The sequence below is a fragment of the Streptomyces peucetius genome, from assembly GCF_025854275.1.
In the GTDB taxonomy this organism is placed as follows: Bacteria; Actinomycetota; Actinomycetes; order Streptomycetales; family Streptomycetaceae; genus Streptomyces; species Streptomyces peucetius_A.
The window spans coordinates 561,186-581,456 of sequence record NZ_CP107567.1; the positions used below are offsets into that span (position 1 = coordinate 561,186).

General features: G+C 71.4%; 15 protein-coding genes and 1 pseudogene. 3 read left to right on the forward strand and 13 right to left on the reverse strand.

Annotated features, from left to right (window positions below):
- The 5 genes from OGH68_RS02675 to zwf all read right to left on the reverse strand — a co-directional run bounded on the left by OGH68_RS02675 (position 1) and on the right by zwf (position 6,513).
- A complete protein-coding gene (locus OGH68_RS02675; RefSeq protein WP_264241691.1) occupies positions 1-2,310 on the reverse strand; it encodes an NHLP family bacteriocin export ABC transporter peptidase/permease/ATPase subunit in 2,310 nt (769 codons plus the stop codon).
- Positions 2,307-3,113: an HlyD family efflux transporter periplasmic adaptor subunit gene (locus OGH68_RS02680; RefSeq protein WP_264241692.1), complete on the reverse strand. Its 807-nt coding sequence runs from the start codon at positions 3,111-3,113 to the stop codon at positions 2,307-2,309. The genes OGH68_RS02675 and OGH68_RS02680 overlap by 4 nt, the downstream gene beginning before the upstream one ends.
- Positions 3,114-3,266: 153 nt before the next feature.
- Positions 3,267-3,485: a type A2 lantipeptide gene (locus OGH68_RS02685; protein ID WP_264241693.1), complete on the reverse strand. Its 219-nt coding sequence runs from the start codon at positions 3,483-3,485 to the stop codon at positions 3,267-3,269.
- A 500-nt stretch (positions 3,486-3,985) separates the two neighbouring features.
- A complete protein-coding gene (opcA, locus tag OGH68_RS02690) occupies positions 3,986-4,933 on the reverse strand; it encodes a glucose-6-phosphate dehydrogenase assembly protein OpcA (RefSeq protein ID WP_264241694.1) in 948 nt (315 codons plus the stop codon).
- Positions 4,930-6,513 carry a glucose-6-phosphate dehydrogenase gene (gene zwf, locus OGH68_RS02695; RefSeq protein WP_264241695.1) on the reverse strand — a complete coding sequence of 528 codons (1,584 nt, stop codon included), beginning with the start codon at positions 6,511-6,513 and terminating at the stop codon, positions 4,930-4,932. Before zwf ends, opcA begins: the two co-directional genes overlap by 4 nt.
- Before the next feature lie 294 nt (positions 6,514-6,807).
- On the opposite strand from zwf, the pseudogene OGH68_RS02700 reads away from it, so the two are divergent.
- Positions 6,808-6,867 (forward strand): annotated as a pseudogene (locus OGH68_RS02700) (hypothetical protein); the annotation flags it as partial.
- Between the two features lie 239 nt (positions 6,868-7,106).
- Here OGH68_RS02700 and OGH68_RS02705 read toward each other — a convergent pair.
- The 4 genes from OGH68_RS02705 to OGH68_RS02720 are packed head-to-tail and all read right to left on the reverse strand — an operon-like array spanning position 7,107 to position 12,649.
- Positions 7,107-9,521, reverse strand: coding sequence for a glycoside hydrolase family 3 N-terminal domain-containing protein (locus tag OGH68_RS02705; RefSeq protein ID WP_264241696.1), 2,415 nt, complete (start codon positions 9,519-9,521; stop codon positions 7,107-7,109).
- Between the two features lie 50 nt (positions 9,522-9,571).
- Positions 9,572-10,438: a carbohydrate ABC transporter permease gene (locus tag OGH68_RS02710; protein ID WP_264241697.1), complete on the reverse strand. Its 867-nt coding sequence runs from the start codon at positions 10,436-10,438 to the stop codon at positions 9,572-9,574.
- 4 nt (positions 10,439-10,442) lie between these two features.
- Positions 10,443-11,402, reverse strand: a complete 960-nt coding sequence (locus OGH68_RS02715; RefSeq protein WP_264241698.1) for a carbohydrate ABC transporter permease — start codon at positions 11,400-11,402, stop codon at positions 10,443-10,445.
- A gap of 2 nt (positions 11,403-11,404) precedes the next feature.
- A complete protein-coding gene (locus tag OGH68_RS02720) occupies positions 11,405-12,649 on the reverse strand; it encodes an extracellular solute-binding protein (RefSeq protein WP_264241699.1) in 1,245 nt (414 codons plus the stop codon).
- Positions 12,650-12,862: 213 nt separating this feature from the next.
- Between OGH68_RS02720 and OGH68_RS02725 the strand changes: the two genes are divergently transcribed.
- Together OGH68_RS02725 and OGH68_RS02730 are read left to right on the forward strand one after the other, a co-directional pair.
- A complete protein-coding gene (locus OGH68_RS02725; protein WP_264241700.1) occupies positions 12,863-13,921 on the forward strand; it encodes a LacI family DNA-binding transcriptional regulator in 1,059 nt (352 codons plus the stop codon).
- A gap of 60 nt (positions 13,922-13,981) precedes the next feature.
- A complete protein-coding gene (locus tag OGH68_RS02730; RefSeq protein ID WP_264241701.1) occupies positions 13,982-15,280 on the forward strand; it encodes a Tm-1-like ATP-binding domain-containing protein in 1,299 nt (432 codons plus the stop codon).
- A gap of 11 nt (positions 15,281-15,291) precedes the next feature.
- On the opposite strand, the gene OGH68_RS02735 is transcribed toward OGH68_RS02730, so the two are convergent.
- From OGH68_RS02735 to OGH68_RS02750, 4 genes are all read right to left on the reverse strand, one after another.
- A complete protein-coding gene (locus OGH68_RS02735; RefSeq protein WP_264241702.1) occupies positions 15,292-15,507 on the reverse strand; it encodes a hypothetical protein in 216 nt (71 codons plus the stop codon).
- Positions 15,508-15,571: 64 nt separating this feature from the next.
- Complete coding sequence (locus OGH68_RS02740; protein ID WP_264241703.1) at positions 15,572-16,534, reverse strand: TerC family protein; 963 nt, start codon at positions 16,532-16,534, stop codon at positions 15,572-15,574.
- Between the two features lie 101 nt (positions 16,535-16,635).
- Entirely contained in the window at positions 16,636-17,640 is a 1,005-nt protein-coding gene (locus OGH68_RS02745; RefSeq protein WP_264241704.1) for a DUF3048 domain-containing protein, read from the reverse strand.
- Positions 17,641-17,705: 65 nt separating this feature from the next.
- The gene (locus OGH68_RS02750; RefSeq protein WP_264241705.1) at positions 17,706-20,102 is read right to left on the reverse strand and encodes a SpoIIE family protein phosphatase; all 2,397 of its coding nucleotides are present in this window, start codon (positions 20,100-20,102) and stop codon (positions 17,706-17,708) included.
- Positions 20,103-20,271: the final 169 nt, after the last annotated feature.

Here is a 20,271-nt window from a genome sequence, read left to right on the forward strand (position 1 = left end):
TCAGTACTCCTTGACCAGCTGGGCGTACGGCCCCTGGGCGGCCACCAGGTCCTCGTGGCGGCCGCGTTCGACGACGGTGCCGTGGTCGAGCACGACGATCTCGTCGCTGTCGCGCACGGTGCTCAGCCGGTGGGCGATCACGACGCAGGCGCAGCCGCGCCGGCGCAGATTGTCGATGATGATCCGCTCGGTCTCCGCGTCGAGGGCGCTGGTGACCTCGTCGAGGACCAGGATGCTCGGCCGGCGTACCAGCGCGCGGGCGATCTCGAGGCGCTGGCGCTGTCCGCCGGAGAAGTTGCGGCCGTCCTGTTCGACGCGGCTGTGGATGCCGTCGGGGCGGCGCATCACCACGTCGTGGACCGCCGCGTCCCGCAGCGCGTTCTCCACGGCCTCGTCCGGGACGGACGGGTCCCACAGGGTCACGTTGTCGCGGACGGTGCCCTCGAAGAGGAAGATGTCCTGGTCGACGAAGGAGACGGAGGCGGCGAGCGCGCCGCGGGGAATGTCCGCGAGGAGACGCCCGTCGATGCGGATGGTCCCCTCCCACGGACTGTAGAGGCCCGCTATCAGCCGGGAGACGGTGGACTTGCCGCTGCCGGAGCCGCCGACGAGGGCCACCTGCTGTCCCGGGCCGACGGTGAGGGAGAAACCGCTGAGCAGCGGCGCGTCGAGCGGGCTGTAGCCGAAGGTGATGTTCTCGAGCGTCACATGGCCCTTGAGCCGGCGGCTGCTCGGGTCGGGTTCGTCGCGGGAGTAGAGAGGGTCGACGGGGAAGCTCTCCACGTCCTTGAGTCGCGTCATGTCCGCGGCGAAGTCCTGGATCCGGCCGGCCACGCCGTTCAGCCGGGTGATGGGCGCGGTGAAGCGGGCCACCAGTGCCTGGAAGGCGACAAGGAGACCGATCGATATATGTCCTTCGACGGCTCGCAGTCCGCCGATCCAGAGGATGAGAGCGCTGTTGAGGGTGGCGAGGGTGGGCGCCACGATGGCCAGCACGGCGCTGGGCACGCCGAGGCGCTGCTGGACGTCCAGAGTGGTGGCGTGCTGGCCCGCCCAGCGGCGGAAGAAGCCGTTCTCCGCGCCGGTGGCCTTCATGGTCTCGATCAGCTGGAGGCCGGTGTACGAGGTGTTGGTGAGGCGGGCGCTGTCGGCGCGCAGCTTCTGGGTGTGGGTGGCGCGGAGCCGGATGACGATGCGCATCGCCACGATGTTCAGGAGCGCGATGAGCACTCCCAGCACGGTGAGCTGCGGGTCGTAGCTCCACAGCAGCGCGGCGTAGAGGATGACCACGATGCCGTCGACGGCGGCGGCGGCGAGGTCACGGGCGAGGGTCTCCGCCACGGCGTCGTTGGACTGCAGCCGCTGCACCAGGTCGGCCGGGCTGCGCTGGGCGAAGAACGTGACGGGCAGCCGCAGCAAATGGCGCAGGAAACGGGCGCTGCTCAGGGTGGAGGAGATGAGCCGGCCGCGCAGCAGGTTCGCCTGTTGCAGCCCCGTGAGCACGGCGGTCAGGGCCACCATCACGGCCATGGCGGTGAACAGCGTCCCGAGCAGCGAGGTACGGCCGCCGATCAGGAACATGTCGATGTAGGTACGGCTCAGCGCGGGGACCGCCGCGCCGACCGCGACGAGGAGCAGGCTGGCGAGGAAGGCGGCGAACAGGGTGCCCGCGGTCCCGCGGAGCCTTGCGGGTACGGCCGACATGATGCCCGGCTTGCGGCCGCCCTTGCGGAAGTTCCGGTCCGGCTCGAGTACCAGGGCGACCCCGGTGAAGCTGGTGTCGAAGTCCTCCTCCGGCACGAACCGGCGGCCCTTGTCGGGGTCGTTGATGTGCACGCCGCGCCGGCCGAACCGGCGTGCCGTGCCGTCGTAGACCACGTAGTGGTTGAACTCCCAGAACAGGATGGCGGGCGGCTGCACCTCGGCGAGCGCGGACGCCTCCATCTGCATGCCCTTGGCGGTCAGTCCGTAACTGCGGGCCGCCTTGAGCACGTTGCTGGCGCGCGAGCCGTCCCGGGAGACGCCGCAGGCGATCCGGAGTTCCTCGAGCGGCACATGGCGCCCGTAGTGGGAGAGGACCATGGCGAGGGCGGCGGCACCGCACTCGACGGCCTCCATCTGGAGCACGGTGGGGGTGCGGACGGCGCGGGGCTGCCTGGTGCGCCGCTGCTTGCGGCGCGCCGGCGGCGCGGCCCGGCGCGACCCGCCGCGCCGGCCGCCCTGGGCCGCTGCTTCCGGGCGGTGCCTGCCGCGTCCCGCGGGCGGCAGCTGCCGGCCGGGAGCGGGTGCGTTGTGGTCGGTCTGTGTCACGGCAGCAGCCAATCGATCGGGCGCTGCTCTGCGAGGTGGACGGCACCGCCGGTCAGGGTCATGGATTCGAGCGGGTACGGCGGCCCGTCGGAGGACGACCACCGGTAGCCGGACCCGGTGCCCTCGGTGCGGTCCAGTGCGACCAGCACGGCGACGGGCTGGCCGGCCTGCGAGAACTGCTCGCCGAGCTGGCTGCTGCCGAGGAACGCGGTGATCCGCTGCCGGGTCTGGGCGGTCCTGCCGACGGCCTTGACCCGGCCGCGCAGCACTCCGTACTGCTGTGCCGGAACCGACTGGACGCTGAGGTCGACCTTCGCGCCGACGGGCACCGACGCGCCGCTCCCTGCGGGGACGTACAGCACCGCCATCAGCGGGTCGTCCGCCTTCTCGATCCGTTCGACCGCCGCGATGTCGGAGCCGGGCGTGACGACGGACCCGATGGTGGCGACGAGCGCGGTGACCCGGCCGGCGGCGACGGTACGGACGACGGTGTCGCCCTGCGCGGTACGGACGTTCAGCAGGGGCGCGTCGGCGCGGACCCGGTCGCCCTCCTCTGCGAGGACCTCGGTGACCTGGCCGGCGACGGGGCTCTGGAGTACGTAACTGCCCTGGGCATGGGTGAGGATGCCGGGCGCGTCCAGCGTGGAGGACACCGTGCCCGTCACGGCCCACGCACTCGCCACGATCATCACGACGACGGTGACGATCAGCACGAGCAGGCCCTGGGGCCGGGCGAACCGCACCGGAAGGTCGATCTCTTCCGGCGACTGCAGCTTGGAAAGGGCCTGTTGGCGGAACTGCACGATGCTCTTGCCTCAACTGCGGGGGATACGGGGAGATTCGTACGTGGCACTGCCGGAAGCAGGGACGCACGACTGTGTGCCCCGGAACCTGGCCGGCTCCGGGGCACACAGCTCGGCTGTGCCGGCAGAGCGGTTGCCGGCGAGCCGTGGGACTTAGAGACCCGCGACGATGCCGGCGGCCGGGCCGCTGATGGCGGCGGCGTTGATGCCGGTGGCGCCGGCGACGAGGCCGGTGGCGGTGGCGACGGTGCCGGAGACCGGGGCGATGATGTCAGCAGCGGCCAGGACGTTGTCCACCGTGTGGCTGTGGAGGCCGCCCGCGACGTTGTCGAGCTCGGAGTCGGCGATCTCCTGGGTGGGGACGAAGCTCATGAGAAGTTCCCTTCGGGTGGATATGCAAATTACTGCGCCCGGCCGCTCGAAAGAGCGAAGCCGGTCGCCGAGCGGGCGTGGGGGGATTCCCGGATCCGGGAACCGTCTTCGAATCCCGCAGTGCGAAGGATCAAAGCATGTAAGGGCGTTGAGCAGCCAATCGCGAGGAGCGGATCTGCACAGAAAGCGGCTACTCATTACTGCCGCGTGGACACCCCTGCATGAATCGGCTCCATTTTCTTCACCAAATGGTCGAACTCGCGGCCCACCGAGGCTCCCGGCCGGCGGGCGGCGAAGTGGACATTCCCGCCCAGAGGCAGATAGTTGCAGGTCAGCCCGGGGATGGGGTTGAGGAGGCGATGTGCCGCCTGAGCATTCGGTGTGCAGATTCGCGGCAGACCGCGGGCGCCTGACGCCGCCTCACAAAAATGCACAAGGGGTGGAGCGACCGCCGCGCTCCACCCTTCCCCTGAGTCACCGAGTAATTGCGGTGAGTTTCCTCACATGGTGTCCGCGGCCTTTTCCGGCGCGGGCGCGGTGACAGCGGCGTGCAGTGCCGCGGCGTATGCCTCGTCCGGGTCGAGCCGGCGCAGTTCCTCGGCGATGAGCTCCGCCGTGCTCCGTACTTTCAGGGCGAGGACCCGGGTCGGCTGCCCGGGAATACTCAGCCGGGCGACGGGCCCTTCCGGCCGGTCGATGTGGATCTCACCGTCCACGGTGCGCAGCCGGACGGCGGTGACCACCGGCCCTTCGGTGACGACCTGTTCGACGGGCACCTTCAGCCGGGCGGTGAACCAGCGGGCGAGCAGCTCGGCGCTGGGATTGTCGGCCTCGCTCTCGACCACGGCGGAGACGACCTCGGCCCGCGCCTGGTCCAGCGCGGCGGCGAGCATGGAGCGCCACGGCGTGAGCCGGGTCCAGGCGAGGTCGGTGTCGCCCGGCTCGTACCCGGCGGCGCGGGCGTCCAGTTCCTCGATCGGCCGCTCCACCGCGTACGCGTCGGTGATGCGCCGTTGCGCGAGCGCCCCGAGCGGGTCCTTGGCGGGTACGGGCGGGGCGTCCACCGGCCACCAGACGACGACGGGGGCGTCGGGCAGCAGCAGCGGGAGCACCACCGAGTCGGCGCGCTGGGTGAGTTCGCCGTGCAGGCGCAGCAGCACGGTCTCGCCGGCTCCGGCGTCGCTGCCGAGGCGCACCTCGGCGTCGAGGCGGGCCTCGTGGCGTTCGCGCGGCGAGCGGGCGTGGCGCTTGATGACGACGAGGGTGCGGGAGGGGTGTTCACGGGAGGCGTCTCCCGCCGCCTTGATGGCGTCGTAGGCGTTCTCCTCGTCGGTGACGATGACCAGGGTGAGCACCATGCCGACGGCCGGGGTGCCGATCTCGCGGCGGCCCCGGACGAGCGCCTTGTTGATCTTGCTGGCCGTGGTGTCGGTGAGGTCGGTCTTCATGGCCTGCGCCAGCTCCGTCCGTCTCGTGCGAGCATGTCGTCCGCTTCGGCGGGGCCCCAGGTGCCGGCCGGGTACTGCGCCGGCTCGCCGCTGCGGTCCCAGAACTCCTCGACGGGGTCGAGGATCCGCCAGGACTCCTCCACCTCCTCGGTCCGCGGGAAGAGGTTGGCGTCCCCCAGCAGCACGTCGAGGATGAGGCGTTCGTACGCCTCGGGGCTGGACTCCGTGAACGACTCCCCGTAGGCGAAGTCCATCGTCACGTCGCGCAGCTCCATCGATGTACCCGGCACCTTGGAGCCGAACCGCACCGTGACGCCCTCGTCCGGCTGGACCCGGATGACGAGCGCGTTCTCGCCGAGCTCCTCCGTGGCGCTGGAGTCGAACGGCGAGTGCGGGGCGCGCTGGAAGACGACCGCGATCTCGGTGACGCGGCGGCCGAGCCGCTTGCCGGTGCGCAGATAGAACGGGACGCCCGCCCAGCGGCGGTTGTCGATCCCCAGCTTGATCGCGGCGTAGGTGTCGGTCCTCGAGTCGGGGGCGATGCCCTCCTCCTGAAGGTAGCCGAGGACCTTCTCGCCGCCCTGCCAGCCCGCCGCGTACTGCGCGCGCACGGTGGACCGGGCCAGGTCGGCGGGCACCTTGACGGCCTTGAAGACCTTCAGCTTCTCGGTGACGAGGGCGTCCGCGTCGAAGGAGGCGGGCTCCTCCATCGCGGTCAGCGCCAGCAGCTGGAGGAGGTGGTTCTGGATCACGTCACGGGCGGCGCCGATGCCGTCGTAGTACCCGGCGCGGCCGCCGATACCGATGTCCTCGGCCATCGTGATCTGCACATGGTCGACGTACGACCGGTTCCAGATCGGCTCGAACAGCGTGTTCGCGAACCGCAGCGCCAGGATGTTCTGGACCGTCTCCTTGCCCAGGTAGTGGTCGATCCGGAAGACCTCGTCGGGCGCGAACACCTCGTGCACGATCTCGTTGAGGTCGCAGGCGCTCGTCAGGTCGTGGCCGAACGGCTTCTCGATCACCGCCCGGCGCCAGGACCCCTCGGGGGCGTCCGACAGCCCGTGGTCCTTCAGCTGCTGGACGACCTCGGGAAAGAACTTCGGCGGCACGGAGAGATAGAACGCGAAGTTCCCGCCCGTGCCCTGAGACCTGTCGAGGTCCTCGACGGTGGCCTTCAGCTGCTCGAAGGCGGCGTTGTCGCCGAAGTCGCCCTGGACGAAGCGCATCCCCTCCGAGAGCTGGTTCCAGACCTCCTCGCGGAAGGGGGTGCGGGCGTGCTCCCTGACGGCCTGGCGGACCTCCTCGGCGAAGTCCTGGTCCTGCCATTCCCGGCGGGCGAAGCCGACGAGCGAGAAGCCCGGGGGCAGCAGCCCCCGGTTCGCCAGGTCGTAGACGGCGGGCATGAGCTTCTTGCGCGACAGGTCACCGGTGACCCCGAAGATCACCAGTCCGGAGGGGCCGGCGATACGGGGCAGCCGCCGGTCGAGCGGGTCCCTCAGCGGGTTGGCCCAGCCGCTCCCCTGCGACCGCCGCCGCGCCCTGTGCTGCGACCTGCTCTGCGACCCGTTCTGTGACATGCGGTCAGGCCTCCCTGCGCCGACGGCGTTCGGATGCGTCCTCGTCCCGAGGATCGCATCTTCCGCTGATCTCACGGCGGCACACACACCCGTCGGTGCGAGTTCCGTGCGAGGGGATTGACCGCCGATTTGCCAGGCTCCAGGTTCCCAGAAAATTGCGCATAAAACTTCCGAAAGTTTCGAAACCTGTGCCGCCACATCACCGCGGAGGTGCGGCACTTCGAGGGCCGGATCTGGCAGTTGGGACGAGCACCGCCCTGTACGAGCTTGGTGAAGCAGCTGCGCCGGGAGGGCGTGCCGGTCGACGGCGTCGGCCTCCAGGGGCACTTCGCCGTCCAGTACGGCTTCCCCTCCGACGTGGCGGCCAACCTGAAGCGGTTCGACGACCTCGGTATGGAGAGCGCCGTCACGGAGGGCCGACGTGCGGATGCCGATGCCCGCGGACAACATCAAGCTCCAGGCGCAGGCCCGGGGTTACAGCGTGCTGCTCCAAGCCTGCCTGGTCAGGTACTCGCCGGTGCCCGGCACCTTCGAGGGAGCACAAAGAACCCCCGGGAGCAGCTCGCTCCCGGGGGTTCTCGCGGCTGCCGCGGTCAGGCGGTGACCGGGGCCACCTCGGTGTCGCAGTGCAGCACGCGGCCGTGGCCGCATCCGCGCTCCGGGCCGGTCAGGCGCAGCCGTACCGTGTGCCGGACGTCCTGCGGCGCGCTGGAGGCCGCGAACCGGAGCTCCAGGTCGCCCGGTTCGACGATCCGACGGCCGCCGACGCCCGTGAACGAGGCGAGGTCGGTGTGGAAGCGGAAACGAACCCGTGCCGCCTCACCCGCCGCGAGGGGCACCCGGGCGTAGCCGATCAGCTGTGCCTGGGGCCGGGTGGTCTGGGCGACCGGGTCGTGCAGATAGAGCTGGACGACTTCCGCGCCGTCGCGGTCCCCGGTGTTGCGTACGACGACCTCGACGTCCGCGGAGCCGTCGGTCGGGATCCCGGCCGGCGCGGCCGCGCCGGCCTCCCAGGCGAACGTGGTGTAGGAGAGCCCGTGGCCGAAGGGGTACAGCGGGGTCGGGTCGAGATTGCTCACCCCGCCCGCGAGCCCCAGCGGCGGCTGGAGGTACGTCCAGGGCTGGCCGCCCGGCCCGTGCGGAACCCCGACCGGCAGTCGGCCGGACGGGTTGACGCGCCCGGAGAGGACGCCGGCCAGTGCGGGACCGCCCTCCTCGCCGGGGAAGAACGCCTGCACCACGGCCGCAAGCCGGTCCGCCCAGCGGCCCAGGGCGTACGGCCGGCCCGTCACCAGCACGGCCACCACCGGCGTGCCGGTGGCCAGCAGGGCGTCCAGCAGCCGGGCCTGGACGCCCGGGAGCGAGAGGTCGGCCGCGTCGCAGCCCTCGCCGGAGGTGCCGCGGCCGAAGAGCCCGGCCCGGTCGCCGAGGACGGCCACGCAGACGTCGGCGTCGGCCGCCAGCCGCACCGCGTCGGCGATGCCGGAAGTGTCCGGCCCGTCGACGTCGCAGCCGGCGGCGTGGCGGACGGCCGCGTCGGGGAACTCGTCGGTCAGCGCCGCCAGCACGGTGGGGATGTCGACGCCGAGGGGCACGTCGGGGTGCGAGACGCCTACATGACTGGGGAAGGAGTAGCAGCCGAGCATGGCCAGCGGATCGTCGGCCCGGGGACCGACGACCGCGATGCGGCGGGCGTCGCGGAGCGGGAGGGCGCCGCCCGCGTTGGCGAGCAGTACGCAGGACTGCTCCGCCATCAGCCGGGCGGTTGCACGGTTGGCGGGCGCGTCCAGGTCGACGGTGCCGCGCACGGACGCCGGGTCGTCCGATCCGCCGAGCACGTCGGGCAGCGGCGACCAGTCGGGGTCGAGCAGCCCCAGTTCGCACTTCTGGAGCAGCACCCGGCGCAGTGCGCGGTCCACAGCGGCCTCGGGCACGGTACCGTCCCGCACGGCGTCGACGAGTGCGTCGCCGTAGGAGCGGACGGTCGGCAGTTCGACGTCGACACCTGCCGTCAGGGCGAGGCGGGCGGCGTCGCCGGGGTCGGCGGCGACCTTGTGGAGCGTCTCGAGGAAGCCGATGCCGAAGTAGTCGGCGACGACGGTGCCGGTGAAGCCCCAGGAGTCCCGCAGGAGTCCGGTGAGCAGCCGGGTGTCGGCGGCGGCCGGCACGCCGTCGATCTCGGCGTACGAGTGCATCACCGAGCGGGCGCCGCCGTCGCGCAGCGCCATCTCGAACGGCGGGAGGATGACGTCCGCGAGCTCCCGGGCGCCGGCGCGGACCGGGGCCAGATTGCGGGCGCCGGCGGACGCGGAGTACCCGGCGAAGTGCTTCAGGGTGGCGACGATCCCGGTGGACTGCAGCCCCCGGACGTAGGCGGTGCCGACCGTGGCGACGAGATACGGGTCCTCGCCGATGGTCTCCTCCACCCGGCCCCATCTGAGGTCGCGCACCACGTCGAGCACGGGTGCGAGGCCCTGGTGCACGCCGACGGCGCGCAGGTCCGCGCCGATGCGGCGGGCCATGGCCGCCACCAGGCCGGGGTCGAAGGTGGCGCCCCAGGCCAGCGGTACGGGGTAGGCGGTGGCGGACCACGCGGTGAACCCGGCCAGGCACTCCTCGTGGGCGAGCGCCGGGATGCCGAAGCGGTTCGCGGCGGTGATCTGCCGCTGGGCGCGGGCGAGGGCCACCGCGCCGGTCGCCGGGTCGACGGGGGCGGTGCCGAAGGGGCGGGTGAGCTGGCCGAGCCCGCGGGTGATGAGGGTGTCCCAGTCGACCGGGGCGACCATGTCGTTCTGGTGGGGCGCGACGCCGTCCCCGTCGCCGTCGGCACCCACCCACACGCCGTAGAGCTGGGCGGTCTTCTCCTCGAGGGTCATGCGGCCCATGAGGTCCTCGACCCGTGCCTCGGCGGGGAGGGACGGGTCCCGCCAGGGGCCCTCGGTGCCGGGGGCGGAGGCGTCGCCGGGGAGGGGGGCGGTGGGCGCGTCCGGGGCATGCGGAATTGCCATCGGGCAGGGGTTCCTCTCGGTGGTGGCAAGTGTGCGAACTCGGCGGCGGGTTACTTGCCGCCGACGCCCATCAGGCCGTTGACCAGGGCGCGTCGGGCGAAGAGATAGACCGTGAAGATGGGGATCACGGAGAGCACGACGGCCGCGAGCAGGGCGGGGACGTTGAGCCCGAACTGGCCCATGAAGTTGAAGAGTCCGAGGGTCAGCACGCGCTGCTCCTCGGACTGGGTGAGGATCAGCGGGAACAGGAAGCCGTTCCACGCCTGGAGCGCGGAGAAGATCGCGACCGTGCTGATTCCGGCGCGCGACATGGGTACGGCGAGCTGCCACAGCATCCGCAGCGGCGTCGCCCCGTCCAGCGCCATCGCCTCGTACAGCTCCTCGGAGATGTCCCGGAGGGTGGAGGTGAGCACCAGCACGGCGACGGGCATCGAGAACGCCGCGGTCGGCAGGATGACGGCGGCCAGTGAGTCGTAGAGGCCCGTCTCGGCGATGAGCAGGTACAGCGGCACCACGACCGCCTGCGCGGGGATGGCGACGCCGAGCAGGAAGGTCCTGAAGGCCAGCGACGACAGCCGGCTGCGGGTGCGTACGGCCACATAGGAGAGGGGGACGCAGAGCAGCAGCACGATGGCGACGGTCGCGGCCGCCACGATCGCCGTGTTGGTGAGCAGGGTGAGGAATCCGCTGCCGAGAACGGTGTTGTAGTTCTCGAGCGTCGGACGGGCCGGGAAGGCCAGCGGGTTGCCGTCGAGCGCGGCGTCCTGGCGGGTCAGCGACGAGGAGAGAAGGGTGTAGAACGGCACCAGGACGACGACGAGCCAGGCCAGCGTCCCGAGACCGACGAGCGGGTTGCCCTTCGGCCGGCGGCGCGCCTTCGGCCGCACGCGAGGTGCGGTGGTCAGGTGTGCGGTCATCGGGTCACATCCCTTCACGGGTGGAGCGCATCGACCCGAATCCGCTGAACTTCACCATCAGCAGCGACAGGGCGGTCGCCACCACGACGAGGGCCGTGGCGATGGCGCTGGCGTAGCCGAGGTCGTAGCTCTGGAAGCCGGTCCGGTACATCAGGTAGGGCACGATCGTGGTGTCGGTCCCCGGGCCGCCCTTGGTCATGATGAGCACGGTGTCGAAGTACGTCAGCGAGCCGACGATCATCAGCACCGACGAGGTGGTGACGGTGTTGCGCAGCTGTGGCAGCGTGATCGAGAAGAACTGCCGGACGGGTCCCGCTCCGTCGATCGACGCGGCCTGGTGGAGCACCTGGGGGATCTGACGCGTACCGCCCTGGTAGATCAGGGTGTGGAACGGCATGAACTGCCAGCCGCCGACGAAGGCCACGGTCAGCAGCGCGCCGGTGGACGAGCTGAGGATGTTGGGGTCGATCCCGATCCACGGCCCGATCTCCTTGATGACGCCGAAGTTGGGGTCGAGTAGGGCGTGGAAGAGCACCGCGATCGCCGTGGTGGACAGCAGTAGCGGTACGAAGAAGACCGCGGACAGCACGGCACGGTTTCGCTGCCGGCCGGCCGCCCAGACGCCCAGCATCAGGGCGATCGGGGTCTGGAAGGCCCAGCTGATGACGGTCAGCAGAAGACTCAGCCGGCCGGCCTGGCGGAATTCGGGGTCCTTGAAGAGCCGGGTCCAGTTGTCGAACCCGATCAGGGTGGGGGCGGTGAGGCCGTCCCAGGAGGTGAACGACAGACAGACGGCCAGGGCCATGGGCACAATCGCGAAGAGCCCGAAGAAGACGATGCCGGGCACTGCCCAGGCGACGGAGGGGCGGCCGAAGCCTCCGCCCGCCGCGGTGCGGCGGCCGCGCCCGGGGGCGGCCGCCGCTCTGCTCCGCTGCTTCTCGAGCGGTGTGGAAACAACTGTCATGGTTACTTGAGAGCCTTCAGAGCCGCGACGAACTGCTCGGGTGTGGACTTGCCCGCGAACAGCTTGTTGATCTCGGTGAGCATCGGGGTGGCCTTGTTCGCCTCCAGTGCCTGGTCCCAGGAGAGTGTGAAGCTCGGGGCCAGCTGGACCATCTCGTACTGGAAGGCGGCGAACTCGGGGTTGGGGGACTTCTCGAGCAGCTGCGACGCGTTGGCGGTGGTGGGGATGTCGCCGCCTGCGACGAGCGCTTGCGAGTACTCCTTCGACGCCATCGTCTTCAGGAAGTCGATGGCGGCGTCCTTGTGCTTGGTGCGGGCGTTGATCGACCAGTAGTTGGTGGGGTTGCCGACCACGCTGTTCGGGTCACCGGTGCCGCCGGCCACGGTCGGGAACGCGGTCCAGCCGAGGTCCTTCTTGACGAAGTCGGGCGCCTTGCCCAGCTGGGTCGAGTACTCCCACGACCCCATCAGATGCATCGCCGCCCTGCCCTGGGCGAAGAGGGCGGGGGCGCCGCCGCCTGCGTACGAGACGGAGTTGAAGTTCTTGCCGAAGGCGCCGTCGTCGATCAGTTCCTTCACCTTCTGCGCGGCCTCGAGCACGGCCGGGTCGCCCCAGCCGGACGAGTCACCGTGTCGGATCTTCTTGAAGACGTCTGCTCCGCCGATGCGGTCGAGCAGGTACTCCAGCCACATCAGCTGGGTCCAGGCGTCGGTGCCGCCGAGCGCGAAGGGCGTGATCTTCTTCGCCTTGAAGGTGTTGATCGCCTTCTGCAGGTCGTCCCAGGTCTTGGGCGGCTGCAAACCGTTCTCGGCGAACAGCGTCTTGTTGTAGAAGAGCATCACGGGCTGCATGCCGCGCATCGGCACGCCGTAGACCTTGCCGTCGAGGCTGCCGGCCTCGACGACGGACGGCAGGAATCCGCGCCGCAGGATCTCGTCCTTCTCGAAGTACGGGGACAGATCGACGATCTGGCCCGCGTCCACGTACGGCTTGATGGAGCCGCCGCCCCAGTTGAAGAAGATGTCCGGGGCGTTCGGCGAGCCCATGGCGGTGCGGAGCTTGTTGACGTACTCGGCGCCGGGGACGGAGACCAGCTTGACCTTGACGTCCGACGACTTGTTGAAGTCGTCCACCGCAGCCTGCTGAACCTTCACCGCGTCGTCGCCGTAGACGTAGGCGGTGAGTGTCCTGCCGCCGCCGGCGCCGCTGTCGGAACCGCAGCCGGCGAGGACCGCGGCCATCGCCATGGCGGCGGCTGCCGCGGTCCCTCTGGCCGTACCCGAACCTCTGCGGAGAAAGCCCGACCCCATAACTGCCCCTTGTCGAATGTTTCGAAAAGCTTGGCGAATGTTGCCGGAACGGTACGAGGGGGTTTCCGGCGCGTCAAGAGGTCACGCGAAAGCTTTCCGTGATCAGCGGCCGGGCCTTGTGCACGCACTGCGGCGGGCTACGATCCCTGCATGAGACCCGCAGACGTCCACTCCCGACCGGAGGATCCCGCCTCGGACGAAACGGCCGAGGGCGGTGCCACACTGGCCGAGATCGCCCGCGCGGCGGGCGTGTCGGCTCCGACAGTTTCGAAAGTCCTCAACGGACGTGCCGACGTCGCAGCCGCCACCCGCACCCGGGTGGAGGAGTTGCTGCGCCGCCACGGATACCGCCGGCGGCGCGGCGCCTCGCAGCAGTCCCGGATGATCGACCTGGTCTTCCACGAGCTCGAGAGCTCCTGGGCCATGGAGGTCATCCGCGGGGTGGAGAACGTGGCACGGGAGGAGGGCCTGTCGCTGGTCCTCTCGGAGAGCGCCGGGCGCCTCATGCCCGGTCAGACCTGGGTCGACGGGGTGCTCGCCCGCCGCCCCGCGGGGGTGATCCTGGTCCTGTCCGATCTCGACGCCGCCCAGCGCGCCCAGCTGACGAGCCGTGACATCCCTTTCGTGGTGGTGGATCCGGCGGGCGACCCCGGGGACGACGTGCCCTCGGTCGGGGCGACCAACTGGCAGGGCGGTCTCGCCGCCACCCGCCATCTGCTGGAGCTCGGGCACCGCCGTATCGGTGTGATCGGCGGCCCGTCCCGGATGATGTGCAGCCGCGCCAGGATCGACGGTTACCGCTCCGCGCTGGAGAGCGCCGGGGTGGCCGCCGACCCCGAGCTGGTACGCGAGGGCGACTTCCACCACGAGGCCGGCCATGCGGCCGGTCTCGAGCTGCTGCGCCTGCCGGAGCCGCCGACCGCCGTCTTCACCGGCAACGACCTCCAGGCGCTCGGCCTCTACGAGGCCGCCCGGGAGCTGGGCGTGCGCATCCCCGAGGACCTGAGCGTCGTCGGCTTCGACGATCTGCCGCTGGCCCGCTGGGTCGGACCGCCGCTCACCACCGTGCGGCAGCCGCTGACGGAGATGGCGGAGGCAGCGGCGCGGCTCGTGCTGGATCTGGGGCGCGGCCGGCGGCCGGCGGCGAGCCGGATCGACCTGGCGACGAGTCTGGTGGTCCGCAACAGCACGGCGCCGCCCGCCGCCTGACCCCGCACGTCCTGTCGGGCGCTCTTGCCGCCCGCCGGATTTCCGCGAACAGTACGTGCCATGGCGACCGTTGTACTGGTGGGCACGCTGGACACCAAGGGTGTGGAGTACGGCTGGCTGCGCGAGCGGCTGCTGGCTGTGGGAACCGAGGTGCTGGTGGTCGACGCCGGCATCGTGGGCGAGCCGCGGATACGGGCCGACGTTCCGCGCGCCGAGGTGGCCCGCGCGGCCGGGGCCGACCTGGCCGCGTTGCGCTCGGACGCCGACCGCGGCACGGCCGTGACGACGATGGCCCGCGGGGCGGCTCGGACCGTGCTGCGGCTGTACGAGGAGGGCCGGCTGCACGCGGTCCTCGCCGTCGGCGGCAGCGGCGGCACGTCCATCGCGACCCGCGCGATGCGCCGGCTCCCGCTGGGCGTGCCGAAGGTGATGGTGTCCTCGATGGCGGCCGGCGACGTGTCGCCGTACGTCGGCGCGAGTGACATCACCATGATGTACAGCGTCGTCGACATCGCCGGGGTCAACAGCGTCCTGGCGCCGGTGCTGGCGAACGCCGCCGATGCTGCGGCCGGCATGGCGAAAGGTTTCGCTGCCGGTCCCCGGGCGCTGTTGCCCGCCGAGCTCGGCGCAGACGGCAGGCCGCTGATCGCGGCGAGCATGGCGGGCGTGACGACGGCGGGCGTCGACGCGGCCCGTGAACGGCTGACCGGACTCGGCTACGAGGTCCTGGTGTTCCATGTCAGCGGGGCCGGCGGCCGGACGCTGGAGTCGCTGGCCGGGCAGGGGCTCTTCGCGGGTGTGCTCGATCTGACCCTCAGCGAGCTCGCCGACGACCTGGCCGGCGGGATCCTCACGGCGGGGCCGGACCGGCTGACCGCCGCCGGGCGGCGGGGCACGCCCCAGGTGGTGAGCCTTGGAGCGCTCGACATGGTCAAGTTCGGGCCGCTCGACACGCTCCCCGGCCATCTGCGCGAGCGCCGCGTCCAAGTGCACAATCCGTCGATCACCTTGGTGCGCACGACGGCGGAGGAGTGTGCGGAACTGGGCCGCCGCGTCGCCGCCAAGCTGCGGGCGGCCGCCGGCCCCGCGGAGGTGTGCGTGCCCCTGCGCGGCCTGTCGACCCTGGGCGCGCCCGGCGGCCCGTACCACGATCCGGCACTGGACGAGGCACTGTTCGCCGCGCTGCGGGACGGGCTGCGGGGCAGCGCGGTCGAGGTGGTGGAGTACGACGCGGACATCAACGCTCCCGCGTTCGGCCGGGCGGCGGCGGACCGTCTGCACCGGCTGATCTCCGCGGACCGCGCGGCGGACGCCGGCCGGCCGCCCGGTTCCGGCGGTCCGGCCGTCCTACGGCCCTGAGCGGCGTCCCCTCAGGAGCCGCCGTCCTTCACCGGTTCTTCCTCACCCGGCCCGGGCGGCTTCTCCGCCCGGGCACCGGGGCAGTCCTTGTTGTCGCACGGGCCCTCCCGGTACACCGGCACGTAGACGCCCAGCGTCTTGTGCCGCTCCACCGTGGTCGGCACCGCGCGCCCGCAGACCGGGCAGGTGTGCCCGGCGCGCCCCGCTGCATGCTTCTCACCCGACATGACCCCACTTTACGACCGCTTTGCCCGCGTTTGAACTCCCCTTGAGGCCGGCTCGGCGCGACGGTCAGCGGTCCTTCCCGGGTTCCCGGTCGTCGGGGGGCGGCTTCAGCACGCTGAGCGCGACGGAAACGGCGAGGACGACGACGATCACGGCCAGGCTGAGCGGCGAGGGGATCTCGGGGACGGCGCTGCTGATCACCTCGTGGGAGGCCTGCAGGATCAGCTTGACGCCGATGAACGCGAGGATCAGCGCCAGGCCCTTGCTGAGGTAGTGGAACCGGTCCAGCAGACCGGCCAGCATGAAGTAGAGCGCCCGCAGACCCAGGATGGCGAACGCGTTGCTGGTGTAGACGATGAATGGGTCGCTGCTGACCGCCAGTACCGCGGGCACACTGTCCACCGCGAAGACCAGGTCGGCCGCCTCGATCGCGGCGACGACGGCGAGCAGCGGCGTGGCGACCCGCCTCCCCGCCTCCCTGACGAAGAACCTCGCTCCGGCGTACTCGTCCGACACCGGCATGAGCCTGCGCAGCAGGCGCACGGCGATGCTCTTGCCGGGGTCGAAGCTGTCCTCCTCCTCCCTGAGAATCTTGTAGGTGCTGTAGAAGAGGACCGCGGCGAAGGCGAACAGGACTGCGGTGAAGCGGCTGACGACGGCCACACCGGCGGCGAGGAAGACCCCGCGGAAGACCAGCGCCCCGAGAACGCCCAGAAACAGGACGCGGTGCTGATAGGCCCGTGGGACCCTGAAGTAGCCGAAGATCAGCGCGAACACGAAGAGGTTGTCCACCGACAGGCTCTTCTCCAGCAGCCAGGCCGTGGTGTATTCGACGCCCGCCTGTACGCCGACGACGAGAAAGACCACTCCGCCGAAGAGGACCGCCAGACCGACCCACACCGCGCTCCAGGCCGCTGCCTCCCTGAAACCGATGATGTGCGCCTGCCGGTGGGCAAGCAGATCGACCGCCAGCGAAATCAGCACCGCGGCGGCAAAGACGACCCACAGCCAGTACGGCACGTCGTGCACGAAGCAGACCTCACAAGCGACCGGCGGAACCGGCCAGCGACCCCTTTCCTACGAGTCTGGACGACCCGGCAGCCGTTGTCCTGCGCGCACCCGGGCGCGGCTCACCCTGCGGTGAGCAGGATCCACACCTGTCCACGGGCGAAGTTCAGCCGCTCCCCCGCCGCGTCGGTGAAGACCGTGTCACCGTCCGCGGCCGTCCGCTGCCACCGGGCGTCGAAAGCGCGGCCGTCGCGCAGCACCAGCGCCGTACCCGAACCGACCGTCTCGGTGTACGGGGACACGCTGCCGGACCGGTCGCGGAACCGGGAGGGGCGCACCTCGGTGTACTGCACGACCACCGTCGCCGGCGCGAGCCGGCCGCCGTCCGTGGTCCGCGCGGCGGCGCCGTCCATGGCCACCAGCCAGCCTTTGCGCTCGGGCGACCAGGTGAAGGTGTACCGGGCGGAGGGGTAGCGCACGGTGTGCTCGGTCAGCGGGCGCCCGCCGCCGGGGGCGGCGCCGAAGCGCATGCCGATGTCGGAGGAGTCGCTCACGTCGCGAGCGGCGGCGAGGGCGCGTTCGGGACGGAGATACAGATTGTGCGGAGCCCGGCGGTCGTCGGAGCGGACGAACGCCTCGGGCGCCGCACTCTGCGGCAGTGCGGCAAGGGGGGCCGCCTCGATCAGTGGCCTCAGCGCCGACTGGGCGCCGGAGTAGGCGAGCGCGGGCCGGCCGAACTGCCGCAGCAGCTCCAGGTCGGACTCCCGCGCGCTGCGCACGGGGCCGATCCGCTGCGGCAGCCGGGAGGAGAAGACGGCCAGTATCCGGCTGAGGCCGGACTCGACCTGCTCGACGTACACGAGGTCGGCCGCTTTGAGGCCGGTGTGGGGGCGCGCCGCACGGACATTGTCGATCTTGACGGCGAGGACCGGGCCCTGGCGTGCGGGCAGCCCGGTGAAGAACGATGTGTCCTGCTCGGACGGCGGTGGCGTGGTCTGTCCGGGCCCCGGCTCCGTGCCCGTGCACCCGTAGAGGGACACGACCAGCACCACGGCGGTGAGCATGGCGACCACACCGCCGCCGTGTCGCCGTGTGCCTCTGCTGCTGCGTCCGTGTTCCGCGTCCATCGGCCACTCTCCCCGTGCCACCAGTGGACCACGAAGGCCCCTGTTCCGACAGATCCCGGCCGTCCCTAGCCGGGCAGCAACTGCTCCGTCCAGATGGTCTTGCCCGCTGCCGTGTATCTGCTCCCCCACCGGTGCGTGAGCTGGGCGATCAGGAACAGTCCGCGTCCGCCCTCGTCGGTCACCCGTGCCCGGCGCAGATGGGGCTGGGTCTCGCTCGGGTCCGAGACCTCGCAGACCAGGCGCTGGTCGCGGATGAGCCGTACGCTCACCGGGCCGCCGGCGTAGCGGATGGCGTTGGTGAGCAGCTCGCTGACGATCAGTTCGGTGGTGAAGACGAGTTCGTCCAGCCCCCACCCGGCGAGCCGCTCCGTCACCAGCGCCCGTGCGTCGGACACGATTCGCACGTCGGCCGGGAACTCCCAGTCGGCGACGGACCCTTCGGGGGAGGCGGCCACGCGGGCCAGCAGCAGCGCCGCGTCGTCGTCGGGCGGCTGCGCCAGGAAGGGGGCCAGCATCTCCCGGCCGATCTCAGGGACCGCCGTCGCGTCCCCGGCGCCCGTACCGCTCATGGTCCGCAGGTACTCGATCACCCGGCCCGCGCCGGTGCCCGGGGCCTCGGAGAGCGATCCCGCCGTGAAGGCCAGCAGGTCTCCGGGCCGCAGGGCCACCTCGACCGGTTCGAACGGGGCGCCCTCCAGCCCGAGCGCCGGCCCCGGCGGCAGATCGACCCGGTCGACCTCACCCGTGGTGCGGGCCAGCACGGGCGCGGCATGGCCCGCGCCGGCCATCGACGCACGCGCAGTGACCGGGTCGTAGACGGCGTACAGGCAGGTCGCGCCGCGGACCGTACCGTCGAAGTCGCCCTGCTCGTCCTCGGCGAGCCGGACGACGAGGTCGTCCAGATGCGTCAGCAGCTCCTCGGGAGGCGGGTCCAGGTCGGCGAGGGTGCGCACCGCGGTGCGCAGACTGCCCATGGCCGCGGCGGCGTTGAGACCGTGGCCCCGTACGTTCCCGACGACGAACGCGACCCTGCTCGAGGACAGCGTGATGACGTCGAACCAGCTGCCGCCCGTGCCGGCCAGCGTCCTGCCGGGCACATGGATCCCGGCGGTCTCGGCGGCCGTCAACTTGAGCACCGGCCGGGGCAGCAGACTGCGCTGCAAACCCTCCGCCGTGCGGCGTTCGCGGGTGTAGCGCCGCGCGTTGTCGATGGCGAGGGCCGCGCGGGAGCAGATGTCCTCCCCTACGGCCGCGTCGCGTACGTCGAACGGCGGCTGCTCCGGCGAACGCCACAGCGACACCGCGCCGAGGACGTGGCCACGGGCCTGCAGCGGCACGACCATGTACGAGGCCGCACCCGGCGCGAGCACCAGCCGGCGGCGCTCCGCGTCATGGGCGATCCTGGGCCGCAACTCCTCGATGTCCGGCACGATGACGGCCGAACCGCCGCGCAGCCGATCGCTCTCGTAGCCTTTGACGCGGATGACGGATTCCGGCGGATACAGCTCGGCCGGCCAGGCCCGGCCGCCCCCGGCGACGGCGGAGACCCGGCGCAACGGTGCCCCGGTGACGAATTCGCCGGGTTCCTCGCCGACGAGCACGGCCTCCGTGATGTCCACGCAGGCGAGGTCGGCAAAGGCCGGCACGAGCAGGTCGGCCAGCACCTGTGTGTTGCGGCCGACCTCGAGGGAGCGGCCCAGCGCGGACGCCGCCGTGCCGACCAGCGACGAACGGCGCCGGGCCCGTTCCTGTTCGGTCACGTCCGTGAAGGTCACGGCGACGCCACGGACGACGCCGTCCCCGCCGGTCATGCGCAGGGCGGACAGGGAGACGGTCCGTTCGCGTTCCGGTGCCTGGGCCAGCCGGGCCGGCGTGACGAAGTCGATCAGCGGTTCGCCGCTGGTCACGACGTGACGCAGCTGCGCCTCGACGGACAGCGCGTCCTCCGGCACGAGGACCTCGTCGAGCCGCCGGCCCGCGGGACCGGCGGACGGGCGGGGGTCGTTCGGCAGTGTGTTGCCTCTGGTCATCCGCAGCTCGCTGTCGTGGACGGCGAGGCCGATACCGGTCTGCGAGAACAGTGCTCCGAGCAGCGCGTCGTCCTCGTCCCGCCGGTCCGCCACGGCGGCCGGCACGAGCCGCATCAGGAAACGCGCCGCCAGGGGGCCGTCCAGGGGAAGCAGGTCGAGCTGCATCGACCGGGAGCCGCCGGCGCACCGTAAGGCCGTCCGCACGGAGCGCGGGCGGTGGTCCGGGGTGCGGCCCCGCAGCACGGACCAGGTGTCCGGGCCGGCCAGCAGCTCCTCGACGGTGCGGCGCCGCAGTTCGGCGGCGGGCCATCCGGTGACGTCGACGGCACCACCGGTGCAGGCGAGCACTGCGCCGTCGTGATCGATCACGAGCAGAGCCGAATCCTCCGGCCGCTCCGATCCCTTGTTCACGATGTGGCCGCTGGTGCTCACGCGTCGATCACTCCCAGGTGGCGCTCCCGGGCTCCGAGTCCGGTACCGCAGACGCGGCAGGGCTGTGGAACCCCGGGCCTCCATTGAACTCCACACCGTGCGGCGCCGCCCGTCGGCACAGGGGGCGGATCAGGCGCGACGAGGGCCGGAAAGGGCCCGGCCCACCGGC